Origin of the sequence: Sorangium sp. So ce426 (genome assembly GCF_051475585.1) — a bacterium.
Taxonomy (GTDB): domain Bacteria; phylum Myxococcota_A; class Polyangia; order Polyangiales; family Polyangiaceae; genus Sorangium; species Sorangium cellulosum_B.
On the sequence record NZ_CP150341.1, the window covers coordinates 8,529,818 to 8,553,619 of the forward strand.

Below are 23,802 nucleotides of genomic sequence, written 5' to 3' on the forward strand. Positions count from 1 at the left end.
GGCCCGCGCAAGCGGGCGCCGCGCCTGCCTGCCCGTCCGTAACGGCACGCGCGGCACGCGCGGCACGCACGGCACGTAGCAGCGCGGCGGTGTCCGTCGAGATTTGAGCCGCGCGCTCGGCAAGGCTGCTAGGGTGCGCGCTCCTGGAGGCGAGCGATGGCGAGCGATGAGGGTCTGCTGCGAGGGCGCAAGATCGGGTTTCTTGGCGGCGGAAACATGGCCGAGGCGCTCATCCGCGGCCTCGTCCAGGGGGGCGCCGTGGGCCCGGAGCAGATCCGCGCGAGCGATCTCAAGAGCGAACGGCTCTCCTTTCTCCACGGGCGCTACGGCATCGAGACCACCGAGGACAACGACGCGCTCTGCCGGTGGGCCGACGTCCTCGTCATCGCCGTCAAGCCGCAGATCGTCGATCGCATTCTCGCCCCCATCTCGTCGGGGCTCGGCCGCTCGGACGTCGTGATCTCGGTGGCGGCCGGCGTGCCGATCGACGCCATCGAGGCGCGCCTGCCCGAGGGAGCGCGCGTCATCCGCAGCATGCCGAACACCGCGGCGATCGCGCTCGCCGGCGCCACGGCGATCGCCGCCGGCAGCCACGCCACGAGCGACGACGTCGAGATCGCGCGAACCCTGTTCCAGGCGGTCGGCCGCGTCGTCGTGCTCGACGAGTCGCTGCTCGACGCGGTGACCGGCCTGTCGGGCAGCGGCCCCGCCTACGTCATGCTGATGATCGAGGCGCTCGCGGACGGCGGCGTGAAGGTCGGCCTCGGCCGGGACGCGGCGCTGCTGCTCGCGGCGCAGACGGTGTACGGCGCCGCCAAGCTCCAGCTCGAGACCGGCGAGCACCCCGGCCGCCTGAAGGACATGGTGACGAGCCCCGGCGGCACGGCCATCGCGGGGCTCCACACGCTGGAGGCAGGCGGCCTCCGCCGCACCTTGATCGACGCGGTCGAGGCGGCGTCCAACCGCTCGGCCGAGCTTGGCGCCCAGATGGCGCAGAAGCTCCGCCGCACCTGAACCCGACGAGGAGCGGGCCTGTCCCCGACTGCTGACCACGAGCCAGGGGGGAGCAGCCGCGCCACGCGCGGTGTCACCGCCGGAGCTCGGCCTTGAAAGCACAGGGCACGTCGCTCCATGACGTGCATTCGCGCCATCCGTTCTCCGACCTCAGGTGTTGGCGTTCGGCCGGCTCTTGACTATGTTCGCCGCGTCGCAGCGGGACAGGCGATCGCCGGCGGACGGGGAAACCCGGCCGCGGGAGGAAAGTCCGAGCTCCGCAGGGCAGGGTGCCGGGTAACGCCCGGTGAGAGCGATCTCGAGGAAAGTGCAACAGAGAACAGACCGCCGCGCCGCGCGCTTCGCGAGGGCAACGAGCCTCCAGCCCGGATGGGCCGGGCTCCGCGCCTCCGCAGGCGCGCCGCGCGGCAAGGGTGAAACGGCGGGGTAAGAGCCCACCGCGCCCTTGGCAACAAGGGCGGCATGGCAAACCCCACCTGGAGCAAGGCCGCGTAGGGAGGCGTCCGCGACGGCGACAGCCGCCGCGGCAAGGGCTGCCCGCCCCAGGCCTCCGGGTTGGCTGCTTGAGGCGCGCGGCGACGCGCGTCCTAGAGGAATGATCGCCGGCGCGAGGGGGGCGACTCCCCGCGCAACAGAACTCGGCTTACGTCTCCTGCGACCACGAAGCTCCGCCCCGGCGGGGCTTCGTGCTTTTGTGCTCGCCCGCCGCTCACCTGTGGCAAGTCGCTACGCCGCCAGCGGCTGGAGGCGGTCGCGCAGCTTCTTCTTGGCGCGCGCCTCGAGCTGCCGAGCCCGCTCGCGCGACACGCCCAGGCGACGCCCGATCTCGGCGAGCGACAGCTCCTCCTCGGGATCCGCCATCATCCGGGTCTCGACGATGTACCGCTCGCGCGGGTCCAGGTTCTCCACCGCCTGCGTCAGCCGCTCCCGGAGCAGGGCCCCCTCCTCCGCGCGCGAGAAGCGCTCCTCCTGGTCCTGATCGTCCGCGGGCAGCGTGTCGACGAGCGACCGGGCGCCGTCCTCGAACACCTTCGTGTCGAGCGAGACGTCCCGGGCCTCCAGCCGGTGAGCCATCTCCAGCACCTTCTCCGCGGGCGCGCCGAACTTCTCGGCCAGCAGCCGATCTCCCTCCTCCCCCTCGCCCACGAGGCCCGCGATGCGCGCCCGCTCCCGCCTCAACCGGAAGAACATCTTCGAGCGGAGCGGGCCCGAGCCCACGCCGACCAGGCTCCAGGAGTGGATGACGTGGTTCAGGATGTACGCCCGGATCCAGTAGGCCGCGTAGGTCACGAAGCGGTTTCCGCGGTCCGGGTCGTACTTGCGGATCGCGTGGACGATCCCGAAGTTCCCCTCGGCGATGAGGTCGGCGAGCGGGATCCCGTAACGCCGGTAGCTGATCGCTATCGAGACAACATGCCTCAGGTTTGCGAGCGCGAGCGCGGCTGCGGCCTGCTCGTCGCCGTGGTCCCGCCACCGTCGAGCGAGCTCGACTTCTTCCTCGCGCGACAGCTCCGGGATCTGCCGAACATGCGTGATGTAGCGCGAAACCGCGCTGGCCTGATCTCGGGACGTTTGCACAGGGTTTCCTTCGAGGTCCGAAGACCCCGGTTCGGTTGGTGAGGCCGGCCGACGCCGGACCCCGTCTCCTGCTGTCGAGGTCGGCCGGGGCCGGGCCTCGATCGCGTTGATCGCTCCGCCGGCACTTGCCGCCGGAGTGGTTGGTTCGAGATTCCGAAGAGAGCAGCCCACCCAGGCTGCGATGCAGCTGGCATGCCGCCCCGGGCGGGCAGCTTGTACACCATGGCTGCGAAGCGCTGGCGCACGCGCCGGAGGCGCGCCCGAGCGAGGGACGAGCCAAACCGAAGGCGCTAGAGAGCCAGGAAGGCCGCGATGCTCCGGGCAGACGCGCTCACGCGGCCCGTGTGCATCTCGCGTAGGCCGCTCCGTAGACGAGCGGCGCGAGCCAGGACGGAAGCGACGCCCGCGAAGAAGGCGGGCGCGTGTTCAGACGGAACCTGACGGAATCAGACGGAATCAGACGGAGAACGAGGAGCCGCAGCCGCAGGTGCTCTTCACCGACGGGTTGCTGAACTTGAAGCCCGAGCCGTGGAGGCCTTCCACGTAGTCGATCTCCGTGCCGTCCAGGTACTGGAAGCTCAGCGGGTCGATGAAGAGCTTGATGCCCCTGTCCTCGAACTCCTCGTCGAACTCCGTCGGCTTGTCCTCGAAGTACAGGTCGTACGAGAAGCCGGCGCACCCGCCACCCACGACGCGCAGGCGCAACCCCTGCCCCAGCAGCTCCTCCGCTGTCGCGATCTCCATCACCTTCTCGGCTGCCTTCTGCGTGATCGTGATCATCCTGGAATCTCCTCTGCGTGCTTTGTCGGCGGGGGACGGCGGGTCCTGTCTCTGGGGGGCGCTCGCCCCCGCAGGAAGGTGAACCGTGCGGTGAGCCCGGCCGGCCGTGCCCTGGGGTGGGGTGCTCAGGGCTCGTCAAAGATACGCACCTTCAGCGATGTCCGCCAGTGCCTCAGCCGGAGCGGCGTCAGGCGGCGCCCTGGCCGCCCCTTCGCTTGACGCCGGCAGGCAGGCCCGGCAGAACTCAATCTGCTAATCCGGATTGAGAGATTAAATATGAGCAGAGCCACGAACGGAAGCGAACGCCCCGCGCGCCTCGAGGAGATCCTCGAACACCGGATCCTGTGCCTCGACGGCGCGATGGGCACGATGATCCAGCGCTACCGCCTGGGCGAGGCCGACTACCGCGGCGAGCGCTTCCGCGATCACGCGATCGACCTCAAGGGCAACAGCGACCTCCTCGTGCTGACGCGGCCGGACGTCATCTCCGAGATCCACGGCGCGTACCTCGACGCCGGCGCCGACATCATCGAGACGAACACCTTCACGGGCACCTCGATCGCCCAGGCCGACTACCGGCTCGAGTCGCTCGCCTACGAGATCAACCTGACCGCGGCCCAGATCGCCCGGAAGGCGGCCGACGCGTGGACGGCGCGCACGCCCGGCAAGCCGCGCTTCGTCGCGGGCGCGATGGGGCCGACGCCGAAGACGCTGTCGATCTCGCCGAGCGTGAGCGACCCGTCGTTCCGCGCCGTCGGCTTCGACGAGCTGCGGCGGGCGTTCGCGGAGCAGGTGCGCGGGCTCGTCGACGGCGGGGTCGACGTGATCCTCGCGGAGACGTTCCTTGACACGCTGAACATGAAGGCGTGCCTCGTCGCGATGGAGGAGGTCTTCGCGGAGAAGGGGCGGCGCCTGCCGATCCTGCTCAGCGTGACGATCACCGACAGGAGCGGCAGGACGCTCTCCGGCCAGACGATCGACGCCTTCTGGACGAGCGTGGAGCACGCGAGCCCGCTCAGCGTCGGCCTCAACTGCGCCCTCGGCGCGAGCGACATGCGGCCGTACCTCGTGGATCTCGCGAAGCTCGCGCGGGCGCGGGTGAGCTGCTACCCGAACGCGGGCCTCCCCAACGCGTTCGGCGAGTACGACGAGCTCCCGGAGACGACGTCGCGGCTGCTCGCGGAGTTCGCGGAGAGCGGGCTCGTGAACATCGTCGGCGGCTGCTGCGGGACGACGCCGGATCACATCCGCGCGATCGCCCGGGCGACGGCGGATCTGCCGCCGCGGCCCGTGCCCGCGGAGCGCGACGGCTTCGGGCGCTTCGCCGGCCTGGAGACGCTCGTCATCCGCCCCGACACGAACTTCCTGATGATCGGCGAGCGTACCAACGTGACCGGCTCGGCCCGGTTCATGGATCTCATCAAGAAGGGCGACTTCACGACCGCGCTGGAGGTGGCGCTCGATCAGGTGCGCGGCGGGGCGAACCTCCTCGACGTGAACATGGACGAGGGCATGCTCGACTCCGAGCAGGCGATGACGACCTTCCTGAACCTCGTCGCCACCGAGCCCGAGATCGCCCGCATCCCGATCATGGTCGACAGCTCGAGGTGGTCGGTCATCGAGGCGGGGCTCAAGTGCATCCAGGGCAAGGGGATCGTCAACTCGATAAGCCTCAAGGAGGGGCCCGAGGACTTCCTCGAGAAGGCGCGCGCCGTGCGGCGCTACGGGGCGGGGGTCGTGGTGATGGCCTTCGACGAGATCGGCCAGGCCGAGACGGTGGAGCGCAAGGTCGCGATCTGCCAGCGCGCGTACAGGCTGCTCACCGAGGAGGCGGGCTTCGATCCGCAGGACATCGTCTTCGACCCGAACATCCTCGCGATCGCGACCGGCATCGAGGAACACAGCGATTTCGCGAAGAGCTTCATCGAGGCGACGCGGATCATCAAGGCGACCTGCCCGGGGGCGCGCGTGAGCGGCGGCGTGTCGAACCTGTCGTTCTCGTTCCGCGGGAACAACGTCGTCCGCGAGGCGATGCACTCGGCCTTTTTGTTCCACGCGATCCGGGCCGGAATGGACATGGGCATCGTGAACGCGGGGCAGCTCGCGGTCTACGAGGACATCCCGAGGGACCTGCTCGAGCGGGTGGAGGACGTGATCTTCAACCGGCGCCCGGACGCGACCGAGCGGCTCGTCGAGCTCGCCGAGCAGGTGAAGGGCAAGGGCAAGAAGAAGGAGCTCGACCTCGCCTGGCGCGACGGCCCGGTCGAGGAGCGGCTCTCGCACGCGCTCGTGAAGGGGCTCGTCGACTTCATCGAGGCGGACGTGGAGGAGGCGCGGAGGAAGTACGAGAGGCCGCTCTCCATCATCGAGGGGCCGCTGATGGACGGGATGAAGGTCGTCGGCGAGCTGTTCGGCGCCGGGAAGATGTTCCTGCCGCAGGTGGTGAAGAGCGCCCGCGTGATGAAGCGCGCCGTCGCGCACCTCTTGCCGTTCATGGAGGCCGAGAAGGCCGCCGGGGGCTCGTCGTCGCAGGGGAAGGTCGTGATGGCGACCGTGAAGGGCGACGTGCACGACATCGGCAAGAACATCGTGGGCGTGGTGCTCGGGTGCAACAACTACGAGGTGATCGACCTCGGCGTGATGGTGCACCAGGACAGGATCCTGGAGGCGGCGCTGCGCGAGGAGGCCGACATGATCGGGCTGAGCGGCCTCATCACGCCGTCGCTCGACGAGATGGTCAGCGTGGCGCGCGAGATGGAGCGGCGCGGGATCCGGCTGCCGCTGCTCATCGGCGGGGCGACGACGAGCCGGCAGCACACGGCGGTGAAGATCGCGCCGGAGTTCAGCGGGACGGTGGTGCACGTGCTCGACGCGTCGCGGGCCGTGGGCGTCGTGTCGAGCCTGCTCGATCGGGCGAACCGGCCGGCCTTCGACGCGCAGAACCGGGAGGAGCAGGCCCGGCTGCGCGAGCTCTTCGCGAGGAAGCGGGCGAAGCCGCTCGTGACGCTCGCCGCGGCGGACAGGGGGCGGCTCGAGATCGCGTGGCGGCCGGAGGACATCGCGAGGCCGTCGTTCACGGGGCGCCGCGTGGTGGAGGCGCCGCTCGCGGAGGTCGCGAGGTACATCGACTGGACGTTCTTCTTCACCGCGTGGGAGCTCAGGGGGCCGTTCCCGCAGATCCTGGAGCACCCGCAGTACGGCGAGGCGACGCGCGAGCTGTTCGATCACGCGCAGAAGGTGCTGCGGCGGATCATCGAGGGTCGCCTGCTCACGGCGCGGGGCGTCTACGGCTTCTGGCCGGCGAGCGGCGAGCAGCGGGACATCGTGCTCTACGCGGACGAGGCGAGGGAGCGGGAGCTCGTCCGGTTCAACATGCTGCGCCAGCAGCAGGTGAAGGGGCAGGGCGGCGCCGAGGAGGACGGAGACGGCGGCGACAAGGCCGCGGGCGGGGTGAGGCCGCACCTGTCGCTCGCCGACTTCGTGGCGCCGCGGGAGCGCGGGCTCGCCGATCACGTCGGCGCGTTCGCGGTGACGGCGGGGCTCGGGCTCGACGAGATCGTGCGCGCGTACGAGAAGGACAGGGACGACTACAGCGCGATCATCGCGAAGGCGCTGGCGGACCGGCTCGCGGAGGCGTTCGCCGAGCTGCTCCACGAGCGCGCGCGCAAGGACTGGGGGTACGGCGCGGGAGAGGCGCTGACGAGCGAGGAGCTCATCGAGGAGAAGTACCGGGGGATCCGGCCGGCGTTCGGGTACCCGGCGTGCCCGGATCACACCGAGAAGCGCAAGCTGTTCGCGCTGCTCGACGCGCCGTCAGTCGGCATCGAGCTGACGGAGAGCTGCGCGATGACGCCGGCGGCGAGCGTCAGCGGCATCTACCTGGCGCACCCGAAGGCGCGGTATTTCATGGTGGGGCGCCTCGGCAGGGATCAGGTCGCGGACTACGCGAAGCGCAAGGGGATGACGGTCGAGGAGGTGGAACGGTGGCTGTCGCCGAACCTGGGGTATGACCCGAAGGCGGCAGTCGAGGGGGAGAGCGCCGTCGTGGCGGCGTGACGACGGGCGGGAGCGGCGATGAGCCCAGGGGCGCACGTTCCAGCAGAGGGGCGGCGATCCGAGCGCGGCAGCGATCCGACGCGGCCCGCGCGACGAGCGTTGTGATAACAAGCTCCCCATGTCCGAAGCCGACTGGTTTGCGCTGAACCGCGCCGCCTGGAACGCGCGCACCCGCGTGCACGTGGCCTCGAAATTCTACGATCTGGGCTCGTTCCGGGCCGGCGCGAGCTCTCTCAAGCCGATCGAGCTCGAGCAGGTCGGCGATGTGCGCGGAAAGACGCTCCTCCACCTGCAGTGCCATTTCGGGCAGGACACGCTCTCCTGGGCGCGGCTGGGCGCCCGCGTCACCGGGCTGGACCTCTCCGACGAGGCCATCACGGCGGCGCGCGGGCTGGCGAAGGAGCTCTCGGTGGACGCGCGCTTCGTCGAGGCCAACGTGTACGACGCCCCCGCGGCCCTCGATGGCGAGACGTTCGATATCGTCTTCACCTCGTACGGCGTCCTCGGGTGGCTCCCGGACATGACCCGCTGGGCGCGCGCGGCCGCGGCGTGCCTGAAGCCCGGGGGCGTCCTGCACGTCGTCGAGTTCCACCCTCTCGTGTGGACCTTCGACGATGCATTCGAGCAGATCACCTATGCATACGACGGACACGGGGAGCCGATCGTCACCGAGGAGACAGGCACGTACGCCGACAGGAGCGCGCCCGTGGTGCTGAAGGAGGTCGGCTTCAACCACGGGATCGGGACGGTGGTTTCGGCGCTCCTCGACGCGGGCCTCACGCTGGAGCGCCTGAGCGAGCTCGACTGGTCCCCCTACGACATCTTTCCGGACATGGTGGAAGGGCCGCCAGGGCAGTTCCGCATGAAGAAGTTCGAGCGCCGACTGCCGCTCGTCTATGCGCTCGCGGCGCGACGGCGCGTCTGAGAGCGGGGCGAGCCCCTCGCACGCTCAGGGGGTCGCCGTCCTCCGGCCGCGGCGGTCACTTGGCATCACTTGCCGTCACTTGCCATCACGGGCACAGGACGCGCTCGTCCAGGGGGAGGCGCGGGCTGCGCTCCGGGCGCGCGAAGCTGTCGGGCGACCACAGCACGTCGCCGAGGCGCGTGTCGGCCAGCGCCACGAGCGCGGCCGGCGCGGCGGGCAGCGGTCCGTCGCACGGGATGGACTGCACCATCGCGTAGACCATCGGTCCGCGCTGGAGGAGGCTCTCGTACAGCGCGTGGCCGAAGACGAGCGCCGCGGCCTCGCCCCGCTGCACGGCGTCCCGCACCTCGCCGGCGCAGCGCTCCAGATCGGAGGCATCGCCGAGGAGGGGCGCCTCGCGCGCGTTGTTGTGGAGCAGCAGGAGCCCGCCCTCGTCGAGGAGCGCGAGCCCGTCCAGCTCGCGCGTGCGCGCCGGAGGGAGCGCCTCCGCGCCTGGACGGAGGCGCGCGGCGATCGCCCGGTGCTGGCGCGCATGGAGCTCCGCCTTGGCGCGCGGGAAGGCGCCCCACACCAGCATGTTGAGGAAGTCGTGCCAGTTCCTCGGACGCGTCGGCACGCAGCCCTCGACGTGGATGCGCGCATCGTAGAGCGCCGAGGGGTCGACGGGCCCGCGCCGCCCGCGCCGACGAGGCCGCGGCTTTTGCTCCGCAAAGCGCACGGGGAACCCCTCGCCGAGCGCCCGGTTGTAGTCCTCGACCGGCGGCCAGCCGGCGCACCCCGCGAACGCCTCGGCCAGAGGGCGGATGGGCCAGTAGAGCCGGCTCTTCTCGTGGAAGAGCGGCTCCCAGGGGACGGGGGTGCTCCCTGGCGCGCCGCTCGGGTGCGGCGCAGCTCGGCCGGCGGCGCTCACGCGGCGCAGCGTAGGAGCACCGCGGCGAGAGCTCAAGCCGCGCGCAAGGCGGCGCCGGGACGCGCTGATCGCGAGGCGGCGGCCACAGGCGGAGACCAGGGCCACCGGCCGCCCGGCAGGCCCGCGGTGGACCAAGCGCAGAGAGCGGGTCAGCAAAGCGCCGGTATCCCGAGACTCCCTGTCTCAACTCACCCAGCTTCCCTGGATATCCATGCTCGCCCTCATGCAGCCATCACGCAACGAGAGATCGCGCCGAGCCTGGCCAAACCTGGCCAAACCTGGAATGATGGCCGTTCGCCAAGGACGTCGCCGCAGCGGATCTGCCCCCACGCCCGCCGCCCGCGTGTCATCCTGAGATAAAGAGATGGCTCGCCTCGAGGACCGCCTGCCAGAGAACGCCCCCGGCGATTACTTCGTCGACCGGTCGTGCATCGACTGCGACGTATGCCGCCAGCTCGCTCCCTCGGTGTTCGCGCGCTCGCCCGCCGTCGAGCAGAGCGTCGTCGCTCGCCAGCCCGCGACGCCGGACGAGCACCTCCGCGCGGCCATGGCGCTGGTGTCGTGTCCGACCGCCTCCATCGGCACCTCCGCACCGGCGCCGGGGATGGCCGCCGCGACATTCTCCTTCCCCGAGCCGATCGACGAGGATGTCCATTATTGCGGCTATACCGCGTCATCCTCCTTTGGCGCGGCGAGCTATCTCATCCTGCGACCCGAGGGCAACGTGCTCGTCGACTCGCCCCGCGCCGCCAGGCCGCTCATGAAGCGCATCCGCGAGCTCGGCGGCGTCCGGACCCTGGTGCTCACCCACCGCGACGACGTCGCCGATCACCGGATCTTCCGCGACAACTTCGGGTGCGACCGCGTGATCCACGAGGACGACATCGACGACGGAACAGCGCTCGCCGAGGTGAAGATCAAGGGGCTCGACCCGGTGGCCCTCGCGCCCGATCTCACGTTGATCCCCGTCCCGGGCCACACGCGGGGCAGCGTCGCGCTCCTCTTCCGGGACCGATACCTCTTCACCGGGGACCATCTCTTCTTCTCCGGCGAGCTCGGGCGACTCCACGCGTCGCGCGACGTCTGCTGGTATTCCTGGGCGGAGCAGATCCGCTCGATGGAGCGCCTCCTCCAGCACCGGTTCACGTGGGTCCTGCCAGGCCACCTCCGCCGGCACCGCGCTCCCTCCGAGAACGCCATGCGCGCCGAGCTCGCCGAGCTCATCGATCGCATGAAGATGGCGTGACGCGCGGACAGGCCCACGCGCCTGCGCGCGCGCAGGCGAGCGGCCCGCCTCGGGCCGCCGGGCGCCGTGGTACGATCGCGTCCCTGATGACGCCGGACCTCATCGTTCGCGGGTTGCGGGTGGTCACCGGGGGCGCCGTGCGGCCGGCCTCGGTGCACATCCAGGGCGGCACCATCGTCTCCGTCGCCGGCTACGACGAGCTGCCGGAGGGCTGCCCCGTCGTGGACGCTCAGGGCGCGGTGGTGATGCCCGGGCTGGTCGATGCACACGTGCACATCAACGAGCCCGGGCGGACCGAATGGGAGGGCTTCGAGACGGCGACGCGCGCGGCGGCCGCGGGCGGCGTCACGTCGCTCGTCGACATGCCCCTCAACAGCATCCCGCCGACGACCACGGTCGCGCACCTCGAGAAGAAGGCGCGCGCGGCGGAGGGCCGGTGCCTCGTCGACGTGGGCTTCTGGGGCGGCGCCGTCCCGGGCAACGCGGGAGAGCTCGTCCCGCTGCTCGAGGCCGGCGCGCTCGGCTTCAAGTGCTTCATGGTCGACTCGGGCGTGGCGGAGTTCGGCCACGTCGCCGAGGCGGACCTCAGGGCGGCGCTCGAGGTGCTCGCGGGCACGGGGGCGCCGCTGCTCGTCCACGCCGAGCTCCCCGGCCCCATCGACGCGGCGCGCGCGGCGATCGCCGGCCTGGACCCGCGCACGTACGCCGCCTACCTGCGCTCGCGCCCGCGAGAGGCGGAGGACGAGGCGATCGCCCAGCTCGCGTCGCTCTGCCAGGCGACGGGCGCGGCGGCGCACGTGGTCCACCTCTCGTCGGCCACGGCGCTCGACGTCCTGCGGCGGGCGCGCGACGGCGGCGCCGCGCTGTCCGCCGAGACGACGCCGCACTACCTGCACTTCGCCGCCGAGGAGATCCCGGACGGCGCGACGCCCTTCAAGTGCGCTCCGCCGATCCGGGAGCGGCAGAACCGCGAGGAGCTCTGGGCCGCGCTCGCGGGCGGCCTCATCGATCTCGTCGTCTCCGATCACTCCCCGTGCACCCCCGAGCTCAAGCGGCTCGAAGCCGGCGACTTCGACGCCGCCTGGGGCGGGATCTCGAGCCTGCAGCTCGGCCTGTCGATCGTCTGGACCGACGCCCGCCGCCGGGGCATCCCGCTCGAGCGGCTCGCGGACTGGCTGTGCCGCGGGCCCGCGAGGCTCGCCGGATTGCGCCGCAAGGGGGAGATCGCGCGCGGGTTCGACGCCGATCTGGTGATCTGGGATCCCGACGCGAGCTTCCGGGTCGAGCCGCCGATCCTCCAGCACCGGCACAAGGTGACGCCGTACGCCGGGGAGGAGCTCCACGGCGTCGTGGAGGCCACCTACCTTCGCGGCGAGAAGGTCCATGAGCGCGGGAGCTTCCCCGCGGAGGCGAGAGGGCGATGGCTGAAGCGAGAGGGGTGACGGGGCCGGCGTTCGCGGAGGCGCTCGATCTGGCCTCGGAGCGCCTGGGCGGCGCGGTGCTCGCGGCGAACGACGAGTTCTTCGCGCCGAAGGAGAACCTGCTCAAGGCAGGGAAAGCGGTGTTCCTCGAGCACGAGTACACCGATCGCGGGAAGTGGATGGATGGCTGGGAGACGCGCCGGCGCCGGACTCCCGGGTTCGACTGGTGCCTCGTCCGGCTGGGGCTGCCAGGCATCCTCCGCGGGGTCATCGTCGATACGGCGTTCTTCCGGGGCAATTACCCCGAGCACTGCTCCATCGAGGCGTGCGCGGCGCGGCCCGACGCGCGGGTCGAGGACTTGCTCGACCCACGGACGCACTGGGTCGAGATCCTGCCGCGCTCGCCGCTGGCCGGCGACGCGCAGAACGCGTTCGAGCTGACCAGCGCTTCGCGGTTCACGCACCTCCGCCTGAACATCTACCCGGACGGCGGCGTGGCGCGGCTCCGGGTGCACGGCGACGCCCTCCCCGACGTTCGCCGGCAGGGCCGCCCGGGCGCGGAGATCGACCTCGCGGCCGCGGAGAACGGCGGGCGCGTGCTCTCGTGCAGCGACATGTTCTTCGGGGTGCGCCACAACCTCATCATGCCCGGCCGGGCGGCGAACATGGGAGACGGCTGGGAGACGCGGCGCCGGAGGGGGCCCGGGTACGACTGGGCGCTCGTGGCGCTCGCGGCTCAGGGCGAGATCGCGCGGATCGAGGTCGACACGAACCACTTCAAGGGCAATTACCCCGACAGCTGCATGATCGAGGGGATCGACGCCGCGGGGCGCTCCGCGGCGGAGCTCGCCGGCGCGGGCGAGTGGCGGGAGATCGTGCCGCGGACGAAGCTCCAGGCGCACACGCGTCATCTCTTCGAGGAAGAGCTCCGCGCGACGGGGCCGTTCACGCACGTGCGCCTGAACATCTATCCTGACGGCGGCGTGAGCCGGCTCCGGATCTTCGGCGAGGCGACCCGGAGCGGTGCGGCCGAGCAGCGGCTCCGCTGGCTCAACGCGCTCACGGAGCCGGAGGCCGAGGCGGAGCTCCGCGTGGCGTGCGGCGCGTCGGCGTGGGCGTCGCAGGTGGCGGCGGCGCGCCCGTTCCGCGACGAGGAGCACCTCTCCGCGGCGGCGGCGCAGGCGTTTGCGCGGCTCGCGCCGGAGGACTGGATCGAGGCGTTCCGCGCGCACCCCCGCATCGGAGAGACCAGGCCGCAGGCGGAGGCCGCGGAGGCGAGCGCGACGGCGAGGCGCTTCTCCAGCCAGGAACAGGCGGGGATGAGCGCCGCGGCGGTCGATACGCGGGAGGCGCTCGCGCGCTTGAACCGCGCCTATGACGAGAAGTTCGGGTTCATCTACATCGTCTGCGCCACAGGGAAGAGCGCGGACGAGATGCTGGAGGCGCTGCGCGCGCGGATCGAGCACACGCCGGAGCAGGAGCTGCCCATCGCCGCGGACGAGCAGCGGAAGATCACGGCGATCCGGCTGAAGAAGCTCCTGTGGGGCGGGTAAAGCCCCGGGGCGCGGCCTCCGAGAAGGGAGCGCGTCGGGCGAGGGGGGCGCCGGCGCGCCGGGGGTCCGGGCGATCGGGTGTCCGAGCGTGGCGCGCTCAGCGCGAGAGCTGTCCTCGCAGCGCGCCGTCGGGGAAATCGGCGGTGCGCACGGCGACGTAATACCTCTCCGGATCTCCGAGCAACGCGCTCAGATCGTCGCGGGCTGCGCTCACGCAGCCGCTGGAGCTGCCGCCGGTCGGCGGCATCAGCGTGATGATCCCGCGGCCCGCGCGGCCGGCGGAGCCCTCGTGGATGCGCGCCGCGGTCGCCGGCGCGATGCCGGCCACCGCGAGGTCGAAGCAGACCTCGCCGCGGTCGAGATCGAGCGTGACGTGGGCCGTGCCGCTCCCCTTCGGGTCGCCGGGGCCGGGCACTTCGTCTTGCCCCGTGAGCGCCGCCGTGAGCGAGCGGACCGGGCGCTCAGGCAACGCCGCGCGCGCAAGCGCCGCCGCGAGGAGGACGGCGCCCAGCGCGAGCATCGTGAGGTGTTGCATGTCTCCCTCCTGCACATCACGGGATGTGCGATTCGAGGGCGCCACGAAGAGCAAAGTCGACGCCGCCCACGCGCCGCGAGCCGCCCCGCACGTCGGTCGATCGCAGGGGCGGCGAGGAGGCCGCGACGGACACGGCGACTCGCCCCGATCGCCGAGGCGCGCTGGAGAGAGATAGAGGCGGACAGCGGACCCGGATCGGCGCACGACGCGGGGAATCGGCGTCGCCTGCGCGAGGTGGCAAGGCGGCCCGTGCTCCAGCAAGGCGGCCCGTGCTCCACACGGGCGGAGAGGCCGCGGGCGCGGCCAGAGCCGCGGTGGAGGCATCCGCATGAGCGCGCCCGGTCCGTCGCGGGCGGGGGCTCAGGGTTGACGACGAGTCCGCCTTCTGCCAGGAGACGGACGCGCGCGAGGCGCGCGGAGAGCACGGCGGAGGCACACGATGAGCACAGAGATCTCGAAGACCGACAACGACGACTGGACCATGCCCAAGCTCATCGCGCTCGCGTTCACGACGCTCCTCGTGGCCTTCTCGGTCATCTACCTCATCTCTCCCTGAACGGCGCGCGTTCGCCCGTTCCCCGGGGCGCCGGCCCCACGAAGGGCGGCGCGGGCTACAGCTTCCTGGCGCAGCGCACGCCGAGCGCGTCCGTCACATCGGTCGGGTCCCAGCCGGTCCGCAAGCGAGCGGAGAGGTCCTCCGGTCTGGGCTGCCACCAGCTGCCGCCGCGGATCACCCGCGCGGAGCCGCGCTCGACGTTCGCGCAATCACGGCACGGCTGGGGGTACGTCCCCTCGAAGTCCAGGGTCCACTCCCACACGTTCCCCGCGAGGTCGGCCTGCCCCCACCGGCCGTCACCCCTCGGCGATCTCGATCCGACGACGGCGCTGCCCGTCATGTCGAACACGGCGTAGGTCGAGTTCGGAAACGCGTTGCCCCACGGATACGCCCGCTGCTCGCTCCCGCCAGCCGACGCGTAGTCCCACTCCGCCTCTGTCGGGAGCCGCCCGCCGTCCCAGGCGCAGAAGGCGAACGCGACGAACCAGCTCACGCAGCTGATCGGCTTGAGCTCGGTCCCGCCCGCGTCGTCGGTCCACGAGTGCAATCCCGGGTTGCACTTCAAGTCGTCCCTCAACGCCGCCTGGCTCGCGGGCAGACGGGAGTCCCACGCAGCGTCCCAGCCGCTCCGCAGGATCGCCGGGTGAGCTCCAGCGCCGGCCGCGGGTCGGCTCGCGGGATAGGCCTCGACGAACTTGCGGAACCGTCCGACGGTGACCTCGTAGCGATCCAGGCGCAGGTCGCTCACCTCCGCCGGATACGCCGCGTCGTTGCTCCGGTCGTGCCGGCCACCCGGAACGCGCAGGCTCGCGCAGCAGGGCTGGTTCCGCTCCGGCCCGCAGGTCTCGCCCGCCCCGCTCTCGCCTAGGCGGCAGCTCGGCGGCAGGATGCACCGGCCCGCGCCGCACCATCCAGCGCAACCGGCGAGACCCCACCGCCCGTCGCTGCCGCACACCTCGATGAGATCGCCGGCGCACCGCGCCTCGTCGGGAGAGCACTCGACAGGGGTCCCCCCGCCCCCGCCCGCGTCACCGCCGCCAGTCGCTGCGCCACCGGCCTCGCCACCACCCGTCGCGCCACCACCCGTCGCGCCGCCACCCGTCGCGCCACCGCCGGTCGCACCGGCCCCCGTCGCGCTGCTGCCAGCCCCGCCGCCAGCCCCGCCGCCACCGACCGCCGTGCCCGACCCACCGCCTGCTCCGCCGCCAGCGGCGCCAGCGCCGCCGTCGCCATCGACGAAGCTCCGCACCTTCTGCTCGCAGCCCGGCCCGAGCGTGGCCATCGCGACGGCCAGCCAGCCAGCCCCGCGCCGGCGATCCCGAGCTTCACCCGAACGAATCCGTAGAGCGCCCACCGTTCACCCTCACAGTCGCCCACCGACGGGCACCCGCCAGCGTATCATGTGGGACACCTCCTTCACCCCGCCCGGCCGTCGACCTCGCGGCGCCTCCAGGCGCACCACGGACGGCAGGCGCGCGTCGCGCTCGCCGCGCGGGACGGCGCTCTCGCGCGGATGCGCGCTCAGCTGCCTCGGTACGTGGTGTAGCCGTGAGGGCTGAGCAGCAGCGGGACGTGATGGTGCTGCGCCGGGTCCCGGATCTCGAAGAGGATCGACACCGTGGGATAGAAGCTCTCGCATCCGAGCGCCGCGTAATAGGCGCCTGTGTGGAAGGTGAGACGGTAGCGGCCCTGGAGGGGCCGTTCGCCGGGCGGCAGCAGCCCCTTCTGCCGGCCGTCGCCGTCGGTCGTGCCCCGTCCGACCTCCCGGTAGCCGCCGTCGTCGCCGACCTCCAGCACCACCAGCACGCCGCTCGCCGGGCAGCCTCGTGACGTGTCCAGCACGTGCGTCGTGATCGCGCTCATCGGTCCTCCTCGCCGCTCGGGCCCTCCGCGACCCGGGCCATTCCGGTGCTCTCCCATCACGCGCTCCGGCGCGCCACGATGGCCTGAAAGGATCGGCCCCTGAGCTCGTCCGGCGTGAGGCCGGTCCTCTCCGCCGCGTCGCCCTCCGTCATCGCCCCCGCGCCGATCGCGCGCAGGAAGAAGCCCAGGAGCCCCTGCCCCGTCGCGGCGTCGTCGAACACCGTCCCGGCGACGGTCGCCCGGGCGGCCCGCTCGACGAAGCTCCGCAGCCGCGCGGCGGCCGCATCGACGCCCTCGAGGAAGAAGGCGTACGTGGCGGCGTAGCGGACCGGCAGCTCCGCGGGGTGGAGGTCCCAGCCCTGGTAGTAGCCGCCCTCGAGCGCGCGGCGAACCTGACCGTACTTCAGCCGCCACGCGCCCACGACGGCGCGACGGTTCTCCTCGCTCTGCTGCGGCGTGAGCGGCGCGCCGCCGGGGCGCGCGCGGTGCGGGCCGACGGGAAGGAGGTTGCTCGCGCCGTCGGAGAGCCAGAGCCCGGAGCCGGCCAGCGCGACCTGCATCACGTGCCGCGCGAAGTCACACGCCGGGTGGGCGAGGTGCTGATGGGCGGCCGTGATCTCGCAGCTCGCGGTGTAGTCATAGGCCCCGAAGTGCGCCGCCGCGCACCGCCCGCGGGCCGCCTCGACCAGCCCGGGCAGCGCGATCTCCCCGCGCGGGCCGAGGATCGACGCCGGCGTCTCGACCATCAGCTCGATCCGGATCGAGCCGGCCGGCAGCCGCAGCGCGCCCTCGAGCGCGTCGAGGGCGTCGGCCAGGGCGGCGACCTGCTCGGGCGCGACCACCTTCGGCAGCGTCACCGCGAAGGCGGGCGGGAGCGCGCCGCCCGACGCGGCGACGAGCGCCGAGAAGAAGACGTCGAGCGTCCTCAGGCTCCGCTCGGCGCACCCGTCGCCGAGCGGCTTGATCCTGATCCCGAGGAACGGAGGCAGGCTGCGCGCGGCCATGCCGAGGGCGATCTCGCGCGCGGCCGCGGCGGCGTGCGCGTCCTCCTCGTTTCCGGGGCGCACGCCGTAACCGTCCTCGAAATCGATGCGCAGGTCCTCCACGGGCTCGCGGCGGAGCTTGTCGAGCACGCGCGCGTGCACCGCGTGCGCGAGCCGCGCAGCCCCGGAGGCGCCCTCGGCCGCGCCTGCGCCCGCCTCGATCGCGGCCGCGAGGGCGAGGGCGTCGGCGCGCCCCTCCGGGAGCCCCTCGGCCCCCGGCAGGCCGATCGCCCGCGCGAAGGCGGCGAAGTCGGGCGCGTGCTCCTCGACGGCGCGGAGTGCCACCGCCCCGAGCTTCCGGGCCGTGTCGGCCTTGAACAGGTGGGCGCCGCCGTAGACGGTGTGGACCGGCTGGCGCGCGCCCGTGGGGTCGAAGACAGAACGCCCGCCGCGGAGGCGCGAGAGCGCGCCGCGCAGGGCTTCGGAGGAGAGGCTCGTCTGGAACATGGTGTGCCTTCAGCGGGTAGGGCGCACACGAGATGCCGCCTGACTCGGCACGTCAAGTGGCGCTCGCGCTCCTCGCGAGGAGGCGCCATGCTGCGACCCGCGCCGCTCGAGCGAGCGCGAGGAGCGCCGCGCGCGGCGGCGGCGCTGCGCGCGCAACGGCGGCACCGGCGCCGCCGTTGCGCGCGCAGCGCTCGGGGTGTATCCGTCGTTGGAGGACTTGAATCGATGATGAGACGCCGAGACTTTCTTCGCGCCACGCTGGTGACCGCTGGTGCGGTCGTCGTGCCGACTGCCTGCTCCGATGATGGTGACGCCACCGGCGCATGCGACGTGCACGAGGATGACGCGTTCTTCCCGCAGTCGGTGGCCTCCGGCGATCCGCGGCACGATAGCGTCGTGCTGTGGACCCGGCTCATCGATAGCAAGCAGCCGCAGTCGGATCTCAACCTGGCGCTCGTGGTCGCGCTCGACGAGGGGTTCACGCAGCTCGTGGTGCTCACGCCGAGCTCCGACAACGTGGCCACGGCGGGGTCGGGCAGCACGCAGCTCCGCGTGACCGCGCGGGCGGAGTTCGATCACTGCGTCAAGGTCAAGGTGGACGGCCTGAGCCCCGGCACCACGTACTATTACCGCTTCTACTACATGACAGGAGAAGGCTGCGTCAGCTCGCGCGTCGGGCGGACGCGGACGGCGCCCGCGCCGGGCGCGGACGTGCCGGTGCGCTTCGCCTTCGTGTCCGGCCAGGACTACATCGGTCGCTACTACAACGCTTATGTGGCCCTGGCGAAAGAGGAGCTCGACTTCGTCGTCCACCTCGGGGGCTACATCCACGAGACGACCGGGGACCCGAGCCTCCAGGCCCCCCCGGGGCAGCGCGGCATCTCCTTCTCCGACGTGGACGGCGCCATCGCCTTCCAGCCGGCGGAGGGCGCGGCCTACCACGCCGCCAAGTCGCTGAGCAATTACCGGGAGCTCTACAAGGCGTACCGGTCCGACCGTGCGCTGCAGCGGGTACACGAGCTCTTTCCCATGATCGCTGTCTGGGGCGATCACGAGTTCTCCGACGATGGCCACGGCGCGACGGCGGTCTACCTGGACGGCCGAGAGCCGGAGACGGACGAGTACCGGCGCAAGGCGGCGAACCAGGCCTGGTTCGAGTACATGCCGGCCGAGTACCCGAATGATCCGAAGGGCGACGAGTTCCGCTACGACAGCGCGGTCGAGTACCCGGACGATATCACCATCTACCGGGACTTCCCGTTCGGGAAGCACGTCCACCTCGTGATGACGGATCTCCGCTCCTACCGCACGGATCACCTGATCCCGGAGGACGCCTTCCCGGGAAAGGTCGTCGTTCAGCAGCCGGAGCTCGGGGAGAGCTTGACCGACTTGCTGCCCTACACGAGCCGCTACATCCCGGACATCAACGGCGACGACTGGGATGTCTACAAGAGGGCGCTGGATGAGGCTGCGGTCCTGTTCGGATTCGACCCGAACCTCGGTTTCGCTCAGGGCGAGCTCCGCCCCGTCAGCGCCAAGGTCGTCGACGAGATCGTGGCGAAGCTGAACGAGCACAGGGCCGAGCAAGGGAAGGAGCCGATTCCCCCCATCCCGGCGAGCGACTTCGCCTTCATGGAGAGCGGGTTCGCCTACGCCGATTTCGGAAAGACGGACTACTACAGCGCGCTCGGGTCGCGCTACTTCGTGATCAAGGATGCCTTCGACCCGTACTTGCCGTTCGCCGCCAACGCGGATGTCATGGGAGGAGCGCAGAGAGCCTGGTTCCAGAAGACGATGGAGGAGTCCCAGAGCACCTGGAAGGTATGGGGGACCGAATACCCCCTTTCACAGCTCGTCCTCGCCCACACAACGCAACCCGCGGAGCCCGAGCAGGAGTCGATCACCCGGCGCTTCTACCTGAGCTGCGACGGCTGGGACGGCTTCCGCAAGGAGCGGGACGAGCTCATCGAGATGCTCGCCGCGGTCGAGGGCAACGTGGTGTCGATCACCGGCGATCTCGGCGCCTTCCTCGCAGGGACGGCCGCTGTGGAGGGCGCCACGGCCAAGATCGTGGAGTTCGGCGGCGCCGCGATCTCGTCGGCCACGTGCCGCTCGGTGCTGGCGAAGCGGCTGGCGAGCCATCCGACGCTGAAAGACGTCCTGGAGGCGGAGGACATCGACGACAGCATGCAGAAGGCCAATCCGTACCTCGCCTTCAGCAACGCCACGAGCAACGGGTTCTGTATCGTCGAGGCGAACGCCGACGAGTTCGTCGTGAGCATGCACATGATCCCCGAAGAAGCGCTCGCCGCCCCCCTGTACGACGAGGCCGGCGCGGCGGCGCTCGACGGACAGATCACGATCGCGCGGTACAAGACGAGGGCGGCCGAGTCCGAGCTGTACCGGGAGGACGACGGCACCTGGAAGCAGTGGATCCCGGACACTGCGAGCTAGGACGCAGGATCCATCGACCGAGCTGGGCGGTCAGCGCTGCCGACCCTCTCGGCCGCCGGCACACGGCGCCGGGCACGAGCGACGGCTCGCGCTAGCGCGCCAGCATCACCACGGTGCCGTCACGGCAGGCGATCGCCATCCGCTCCTCGCCGGCAGGGATGACGGCGACCGGCGCGGAGCAGACGCGCTCGGCCGCGATGGAGACATTGCCGTCCGCCTCGACGACGCCGGCGCGTCCGCCCGCGCGCACGAAGCCGACGCGGCCGGTGCGATCGATCACCACCGGCGGGCTCGGCTTCGCGTCCACCGGGCCGAAGAAGCCGGAGAGCCCGCCGTCGGCGGGTGGGGACCCAGGAGGCCTGTCGATCGCGACCCGGAACGCCACGTCGCCCGACGCGTTGACCCCGAGGAGCAGCCCGGTCGTCGACAGGACAACGGCCAGGCCCCCGGCGCCGATGGCGGGCGGCCCGTCGAGCGCGCTGAAGGCCGCGCCGGCGCGGACCCCGGCGGTCCCTGTCGGCAGATCCAGCGCGACCAGGCGGCGGGCGTCGACGACCGCGAGCAGCGTGCGGGCGTCGGCGAGGGCAGCGCCGCGGCGAGGCATACCCCCGAGAGAGCCGAGCCGCCTCGGCGCGCCGGGCGGACGCCAGGTCAGCACCGCGCCCGACTCGGTGGTCACGAGCGTGCCTTCAGGGCCCGCGAGCAAGGCGCCCGTCGCGCGCTCCGCGATCTCGGCGCGGGCGCGCACGGTCCCGTCCGCGGCGAGCTCGACAAGGGAGCGCCCCAGGGCCGCCACGAGCCCGCCGTCGTCGAGCGCGAGGGGCGTCACGTCGGCGTCGCGCCCCCGGAGGCCGAGGGGGACGGCGAAGCGCACGCTCCCCGCAGGCGTGAGCCCGACGGCGACGCCGGACGAGGTGATCAGCGCGAGGGTGCCGTCGCTCGTGAGCACGGCGGGCGCGAGCGGCGCGCTGTCGCCGATGCGCACGCGCCAGCGCTCCCGGCCGTCCGCGCCGAGCTTGACGACCTCGGGGACCGTCAGCGTGAGGAGGAGATCGCCCGCGGCGTCCGCGAGCGGCGCGGCGTCGATCCCGCCGCGGAGCTGCTTTCGCCACGCCTCGCGCGCCGGGAAGGGCAGCCGCGCGGCGGAGCGGCCCGTGCGGCGCGCGTCGAGCCGCTCGCTCGGGGCGAAGCCGCGGGGCGCGCCGACGACGATCGTGTGCGGCCGGCTCGTGTCGACCGCGTCGGCGAAGGCGAGCGGCGCCGCGGCGGAGAGCAGGAGCGCGGCCGCGGCGAGGCCCGCCGTCCGGGCGCGACGCGGCCTTCGCGGGCCGGGCGCCGTGGCGCGCGCGGCGCTCATCGGCCGCCCTTCACGGTGAACTCGACCTGCACCTCGGGGATCTCGGCGCCGCCCGGCGCGACGAACGGCGGCGCGACGCTGCCGTAGGCGGTGAGGATGTCCCCGCGCTGGGCGGGGTTGTCGGCGCCATGGACGAGGCGGACCTTGCACGCCTCCGGAGAGCGCGGCGCGGCGCCCGCGCTCGCGGCGGCCGCGCCGCCCTCCTTGCAGCCGGACGCGGGCGGGATCGAGAGCAGGATCAGCGTCGCGTATCCCTGCCGGCGCACCTCGAGGACCTCGCCGGTCAGCGCGATCGGCTTGCCGATGGGGTCCTTCCCGCCGGCGGCGAGCTCGGCGTACCCGATCGGGCCGCGGCCGGCGAACTCCTTCGCGGCGGTGTCGAGCCGGTCGACGCGGCGCACCGCGAGCTTCGCGATGCGCGGCGCCATCCCCTGCATCTTCGCGCGCACCTCGAACTGGGTCGCGCCCACGGACGAGACGTTCATCACGTGCGCGAAGGTGCCGTCGGGGCGAACCGCGATCGGGTGCGCGCCGGCGAAGATCTGCGCGCCGCGGGCCGTGCGCCCGGCGAGCACGAAGCTCTCCTTGTCGATGACCACGCTCGGGCCGGGCGACTCGATGGTGAGCGGGACGATGCCGACCGCGACGCTCACCATGCCCTGCTCGCGCGGGCCGTCGGGCGGCGTGACGGTGTACGGCACCTGCCGGCTGAGCGTCTTCGTCTCGTCCGAGGGCCCCGCGACCGCGTCGGTGACGTCGATCGACTCGATGGCCCGGCCGCTCGTGAGCGCAACCTCCTTGCCGTCGAGGGTCACCTGCGTGCCCTTGCTCGCCTCGACGACGACCTGGATCGAGGGCCGCTCGCCTTGCAGGGTGCCGAGGTCGGGCCGGATCCGGTAGGCGACGTGGATGGAGACGCCGACCGTCTCGTCGCGCCCGCTGCCGGGGCGGTCGATGGCGACCTTCATCCGGTTTTCGCCGACGGAGAGCGGGCTCGCGAGCGGGATCTGCGCGACGCGGCCGGCGGTTGTCGCGCGCCCCTCGCCGATGGAGACGGCGGTGCCGTCCGGACAGCTGTCGCACCGGAGCTCGATGACCTCGCGGCCCCCGGCGTCGGCGCGGGCGCGCGCGGTCACCGGGGGCGCGCTCGGCCAGAGGAGCGCGAACAGGACCGCGCCGAGCGCGAGCACGCCGCCCGCGACGACGACAGCGACGGCCCGGCGCGACGTGCGCGGGCGCCTCTCGCCCTTCGGCGGCGGGAGCCGCTGCTTCAGGCGATGGGGGCGCATGAGCGCCGGGTTCTGCAGCGGAGGGGCGCGGAAGCGCGCCGGCGCGATCGTGGCGCCGAGCTCTCCGGCCGGCTGGTAGCGCGCGTCGAGCTCGGAATCGGGCTCGGGGTCGGCCGAGGCGCCGGGCGCGAGCGGCGCGATGCCCGGCCGGGCGACGCCGACCAGCGTCCGCGACACGGCGGGCAGCGGCACCGGAGCGCGCGGCGCCGCGACGCCCGGGACGATCGGCACGGTGTGGTCGAGGCGCAGCTCGCCCGGCGCTGCGTGGAGCGGCGCGGCCGGCGCTGCATGGAGCGGCGCGGCCGGCGCTGCGTGGAGCGGCGCGGCCGGCGCTGCGTGCGCGTCGAGGCGCGCTCCCGGGGCCACGGAAGCCGGGGTCCCGACGACGAGCGTGCCCCCGGCCAGGCGCGGATCGGCCTGCGCCGGCGCCGGCGCTGCCCCGAAGATCGCGGCGGGCATACCGACGATCGTGCGCGAGGCGGCGGCCGGCCCGCCGGCCATGGGCGGCAGCGCGGCCTGGCCGGGGCCCGCGCCGCCCGGAGCGGCGGGGGCGGACGGCGTCTGTCGGAGCAGGTCGGGGAGCGTGACGCCGACCATGGTGCGGGCCGCGGGCCTCATGCCGTAATAGCCGGCCGCTCCGCCCGGCGGCGCGAGCGCGGCGCCGCAGTGCGGGCACGCGATCGAGCCCTCGGGTACGGGTCTCCCGCAGTGCGGGCAGTGCATGGCGCCATGGTAGCGAGGAACCGCGGCGCGGTCAGGCTCCGGGCGCTGCGGC

General features: G+C 72.5%; 16 protein-coding genes and 1 other RNA gene. 8 read left to right on the forward strand and 9 right to left on the reverse strand.

Annotated elements, in window-relative coordinates:
• Positions 1-156 precede the first annotated feature (156 nt).
• Complete coding sequence (gene proC, locus WMF44_RS31695; protein ID WP_437293784.1) at positions 157-1,014, forward strand: pyrroline-5-carboxylate reductase; 858 nt, start codon at positions 157-159, stop codon at positions 1,012-1,014.
• Between the two features lie 195 nt (positions 1,015-1,209).
• Positions 1,210-1,674: RNase P RNA component class A (rnpB, locus tag WMF44_RS31700), an RNA gene on the forward strand.
• A 66-nt stretch (positions 1,675-1,740) separates the two neighbouring features.
• Here the strand turns inward: rnpB and WMF44_RS31705 are convergent.
• The gene (locus tag WMF44_RS31705; RefSeq protein WP_012238497.1) at positions 1,741-2,592 is read right to left on the reverse strand and encodes a sigma-70 family RNA polymerase sigma factor; all 852 of its coding nucleotides are present in this window, start codon (positions 2,590-2,592) and stop codon (positions 1,741-1,743) included.
• Between the two features lie 456 nt (positions 2,593-3,048).
• Positions 3,049-3,372 carry an iron-sulfur cluster insertion protein ErpA gene (gene erpA, locus WMF44_RS31710; RefSeq protein WP_437293785.1) on the reverse strand — a complete coding sequence of 108 codons (324 nt, stop codon included), beginning with the start codon at positions 3,370-3,372 and terminating at the stop codon, positions 3,049-3,051.
• Positions 3,373-3,648: 276 nt separating this feature from the next.
• Between erpA and metH the strand changes: the two genes are divergently transcribed.
• Together metH and WMF44_RS31720 are read left to right on the forward strand one after the other, a co-directional pair.
• Complete coding sequence (gene metH / locus WMF44_RS31715) at positions 3,649-7,428, forward strand: methionine synthase (RefSeq protein ID WP_437293786.1); 3,780 nt, start codon at positions 3,649-3,651, stop codon at positions 7,426-7,428.
• A gap of 118 nt (positions 7,429-7,546) precedes the next feature.
• Entirely contained in the window at positions 7,547-8,353 is an 807-nt protein-coding gene (locus WMF44_RS31720; protein WP_437293787.1) for a class I SAM-dependent methyltransferase, read from the forward strand.
• An 85-nt stretch (positions 8,354-8,438) separates the two neighbouring features.
• Here WMF44_RS31720 and WMF44_RS31725 read toward each other — a convergent pair whose 3' ends face one another.
• Positions 8,439-9,263 (reverse strand): DUF3025 domain-containing protein, encoded by an 825-nt coding sequence (locus WMF44_RS31725; protein ID WP_437293788.1) that lies wholly within the window; start codon positions 9,261-9,263, stop codon positions 8,439-8,441.
• A gap of 364 nt (positions 9,264-9,627) precedes the next feature.
• Between WMF44_RS31725 and WMF44_RS31730 the strand changes: the two genes are divergently transcribed.
• The 3 genes from WMF44_RS31730 to WMF44_RS31740 all read left to right on the forward strand — a co-directional run bounded on the left by WMF44_RS31730 (position 9,628) and on the right by WMF44_RS31740 (position 13,483).
• Positions 9,628-10,509, forward strand: a complete 882-nt coding sequence (locus WMF44_RS31730) for an MBL fold metallo-hydrolase (protein WP_437293789.1) — start codon at positions 9,628-9,630, stop codon at positions 10,507-10,509.
• Positions 10,510-10,595: 86 nt separating this feature from the next.
• A complete protein-coding gene (gene allB, locus WMF44_RS31735; protein ID WP_437293790.1) occupies positions 10,596-11,951 on the forward strand; it encodes an allantoinase AllB in 1,356 nt (451 codons plus the stop codon).
• Positions 11,930-13,483, forward strand: a complete 1,554-nt coding sequence (locus tag WMF44_RS31740) for an allantoicase (protein ID WP_437293791.1) — start codon at positions 11,930-11,932, stop codon at positions 13,481-13,483. Before allB ends, WMF44_RS31740 begins: the two co-directional genes overlap by 22 nt.
• Before the next feature lie 97 nt (positions 13,484-13,580).
• Here WMF44_RS31740 and WMF44_RS31745 read toward each other — a convergent pair whose 3' ends face one another.
• The 4 genes from WMF44_RS31745 to WMF44_RS31760 form a co-directional block, all read right to left on the reverse strand.
• Positions 13,581-14,018: a CHRD domain-containing protein gene (locus WMF44_RS31745; protein ID WP_437293792.1), complete on the reverse strand. Its 438-nt coding sequence runs from the start codon at positions 14,016-14,018 to the stop codon at positions 13,581-13,583.
• Between the two features lie 611 nt (positions 14,019-14,629).
• The gene (locus WMF44_RS31750; RefSeq protein WP_437293793.1) at positions 14,630-15,856 is read right to left on the reverse strand and encodes a formylglycine-generating enzyme family protein; all 1,227 of its coding nucleotides are present in this window, start codon (positions 15,854-15,856) and stop codon (positions 14,630-14,632) included.
• Between the two features lie 239 nt (positions 15,857-16,095).
• Positions 16,096-16,437 (reverse strand): hydroxyisourate hydrolase, encoded by a 342-nt coding sequence (uraH, locus tag WMF44_RS31755; RefSeq protein WP_012238509.1) that lies wholly within the window; start codon positions 16,435-16,437, stop codon positions 16,096-16,098.
• A 56-nt stretch (positions 16,438-16,493) separates the two neighbouring features.
• On the reverse strand, positions 16,494-17,927 hold the full coding sequence (locus WMF44_RS31760) for a DUF6986 family protein (RefSeq protein ID WP_437293794.1): 1,434 nt from the start codon (positions 17,925-17,927) through the stop codon (positions 16,494-16,496).
• Between the two features lie 225 nt (positions 17,928-18,152).
• Between WMF44_RS31760 and WMF44_RS31765 the strand changes: the two genes are divergently transcribed.
• Positions 18,153-20,381 carry an alkaline phosphatase D family protein gene (locus WMF44_RS31765; RefSeq protein ID WP_437293795.1) on the forward strand — a complete coding sequence of 743 codons (2,229 nt, stop codon included), beginning with the start codon at positions 18,153-18,155 and terminating at the stop codon, positions 20,379-20,381.
• Positions 20,382-20,472: 91 nt separating this feature from the next.
• On the opposite strand, the gene WMF44_RS31770 is transcribed toward WMF44_RS31765, so the two are convergent.
• Positions 20,473-21,738, reverse strand: coding sequence for a hypothetical protein (locus WMF44_RS31770; protein WP_437293796.1), 1,266 nt, complete (start codon positions 21,736-21,738; stop codon positions 20,473-20,475).
• Positions 21,735-23,750, reverse strand: coding sequence for a zinc-ribbon domain-containing protein (locus WMF44_RS31775; protein ID WP_437293797.1), 2,016 nt, complete (start codon positions 23,748-23,750; stop codon positions 21,735-21,737). Before WMF44_RS31775 ends, WMF44_RS31770 begins: the two co-directional genes overlap by 4 nt.
• Positions 23,751-23,802 lie beyond the last annotated feature (52 nt).

Bases quoted from the DNA above. Each gene is read 5' to 3' on its own strand.
- proC (WP_437293784.1), top strand. From the start codon at position 157: ATGGCGAGCGATGAGGGTCTGCTGCGAGGGCGCAAGATCGGGTTTCTT.
- erpA (WP_437293785.1), bottom strand. From the start codon at position 3,372: ATGATCACGATCACGCAGAAGGCAGCCGAGAAGGTGATGGAGATCGCG.
- metH (WP_437293786.1), top strand. From the start codon at position 3,649: ATGAGCAGAGCCACGAACGGAAGCGAACGCCCCGCGCGCCTCGAGGAG.
- WMF44_RS31720 (WP_437293787.1), top strand. From the start codon at position 7,547: ATGTCCGAAGCCGACTGGTTTGCGCTGAACCGCGCCGCCTGGAACGCG.
- WMF44_RS31730 (WP_437293789.1), top strand. From the start codon at position 9,628: ATGGCTCGCCTCGAGGACCGCCTGCCAGAGAACGCCCCCGGCGATTAC.
- allB (WP_437293790.1), top strand. From the start codon at position 10,596: ATGACGCCGGACCTCATCGTTCGCGGGTTGCGGGTGGTCACCGGGGGC.
- WMF44_RS31740 (WP_437293791.1), top strand. From the start codon at position 11,930: ATGGCTGAAGCGAGAGGGGTGACGGGGCCGGCGTTCGCGGAGGCGCTC.
- WMF44_RS31745 (WP_437293792.1), bottom strand. From the start codon at position 14,018: ATGCAACACCTCACGATGCTCGCGCTGGGCGCCGTCCTCCTCGCGGCG.
- WMF44_RS31750 (WP_437293793.1), bottom strand. From the start codon at position 15,856: ATGGCCACGCTCGGGCCGGGCTGCGAGCAGAAGGTGCGGAGCTTCGTC.
- uraH (WP_012238509.1), bottom strand. From the start codon at position 16,437: ATGAGCGCGATCACGACGCACGTGCTGGACACGTCACGAGGCTGCCCG.
- WMF44_RS31760 (WP_437293794.1), bottom strand. From the start codon at position 17,927: ATGTTCCAGACGAGCCTCTCCTCCGAAGCCCTGCGCGGCGCGCTCTCG.
- WMF44_RS31765 (WP_437293795.1), top strand. From the start codon at position 18,153: ATGATGAGACGCCGAGACTTTCTTCGCGCCACGCTGGTGACCGCTGGT.
- WMF44_RS31770 (WP_437293796.1), bottom strand. From the start codon at position 21,738: ATGAGCGCCGCGCGCGCCACGGCGCCCGGCCCGCGAAGGCCGCGTCGC.
- WMF44_RS31775 (WP_437293797.1), bottom strand. From the start codon at position 23,750: ATGCACTGCCCGCACTGCGGGAGACCCGTACCCGAGGGCTCGATCGCG.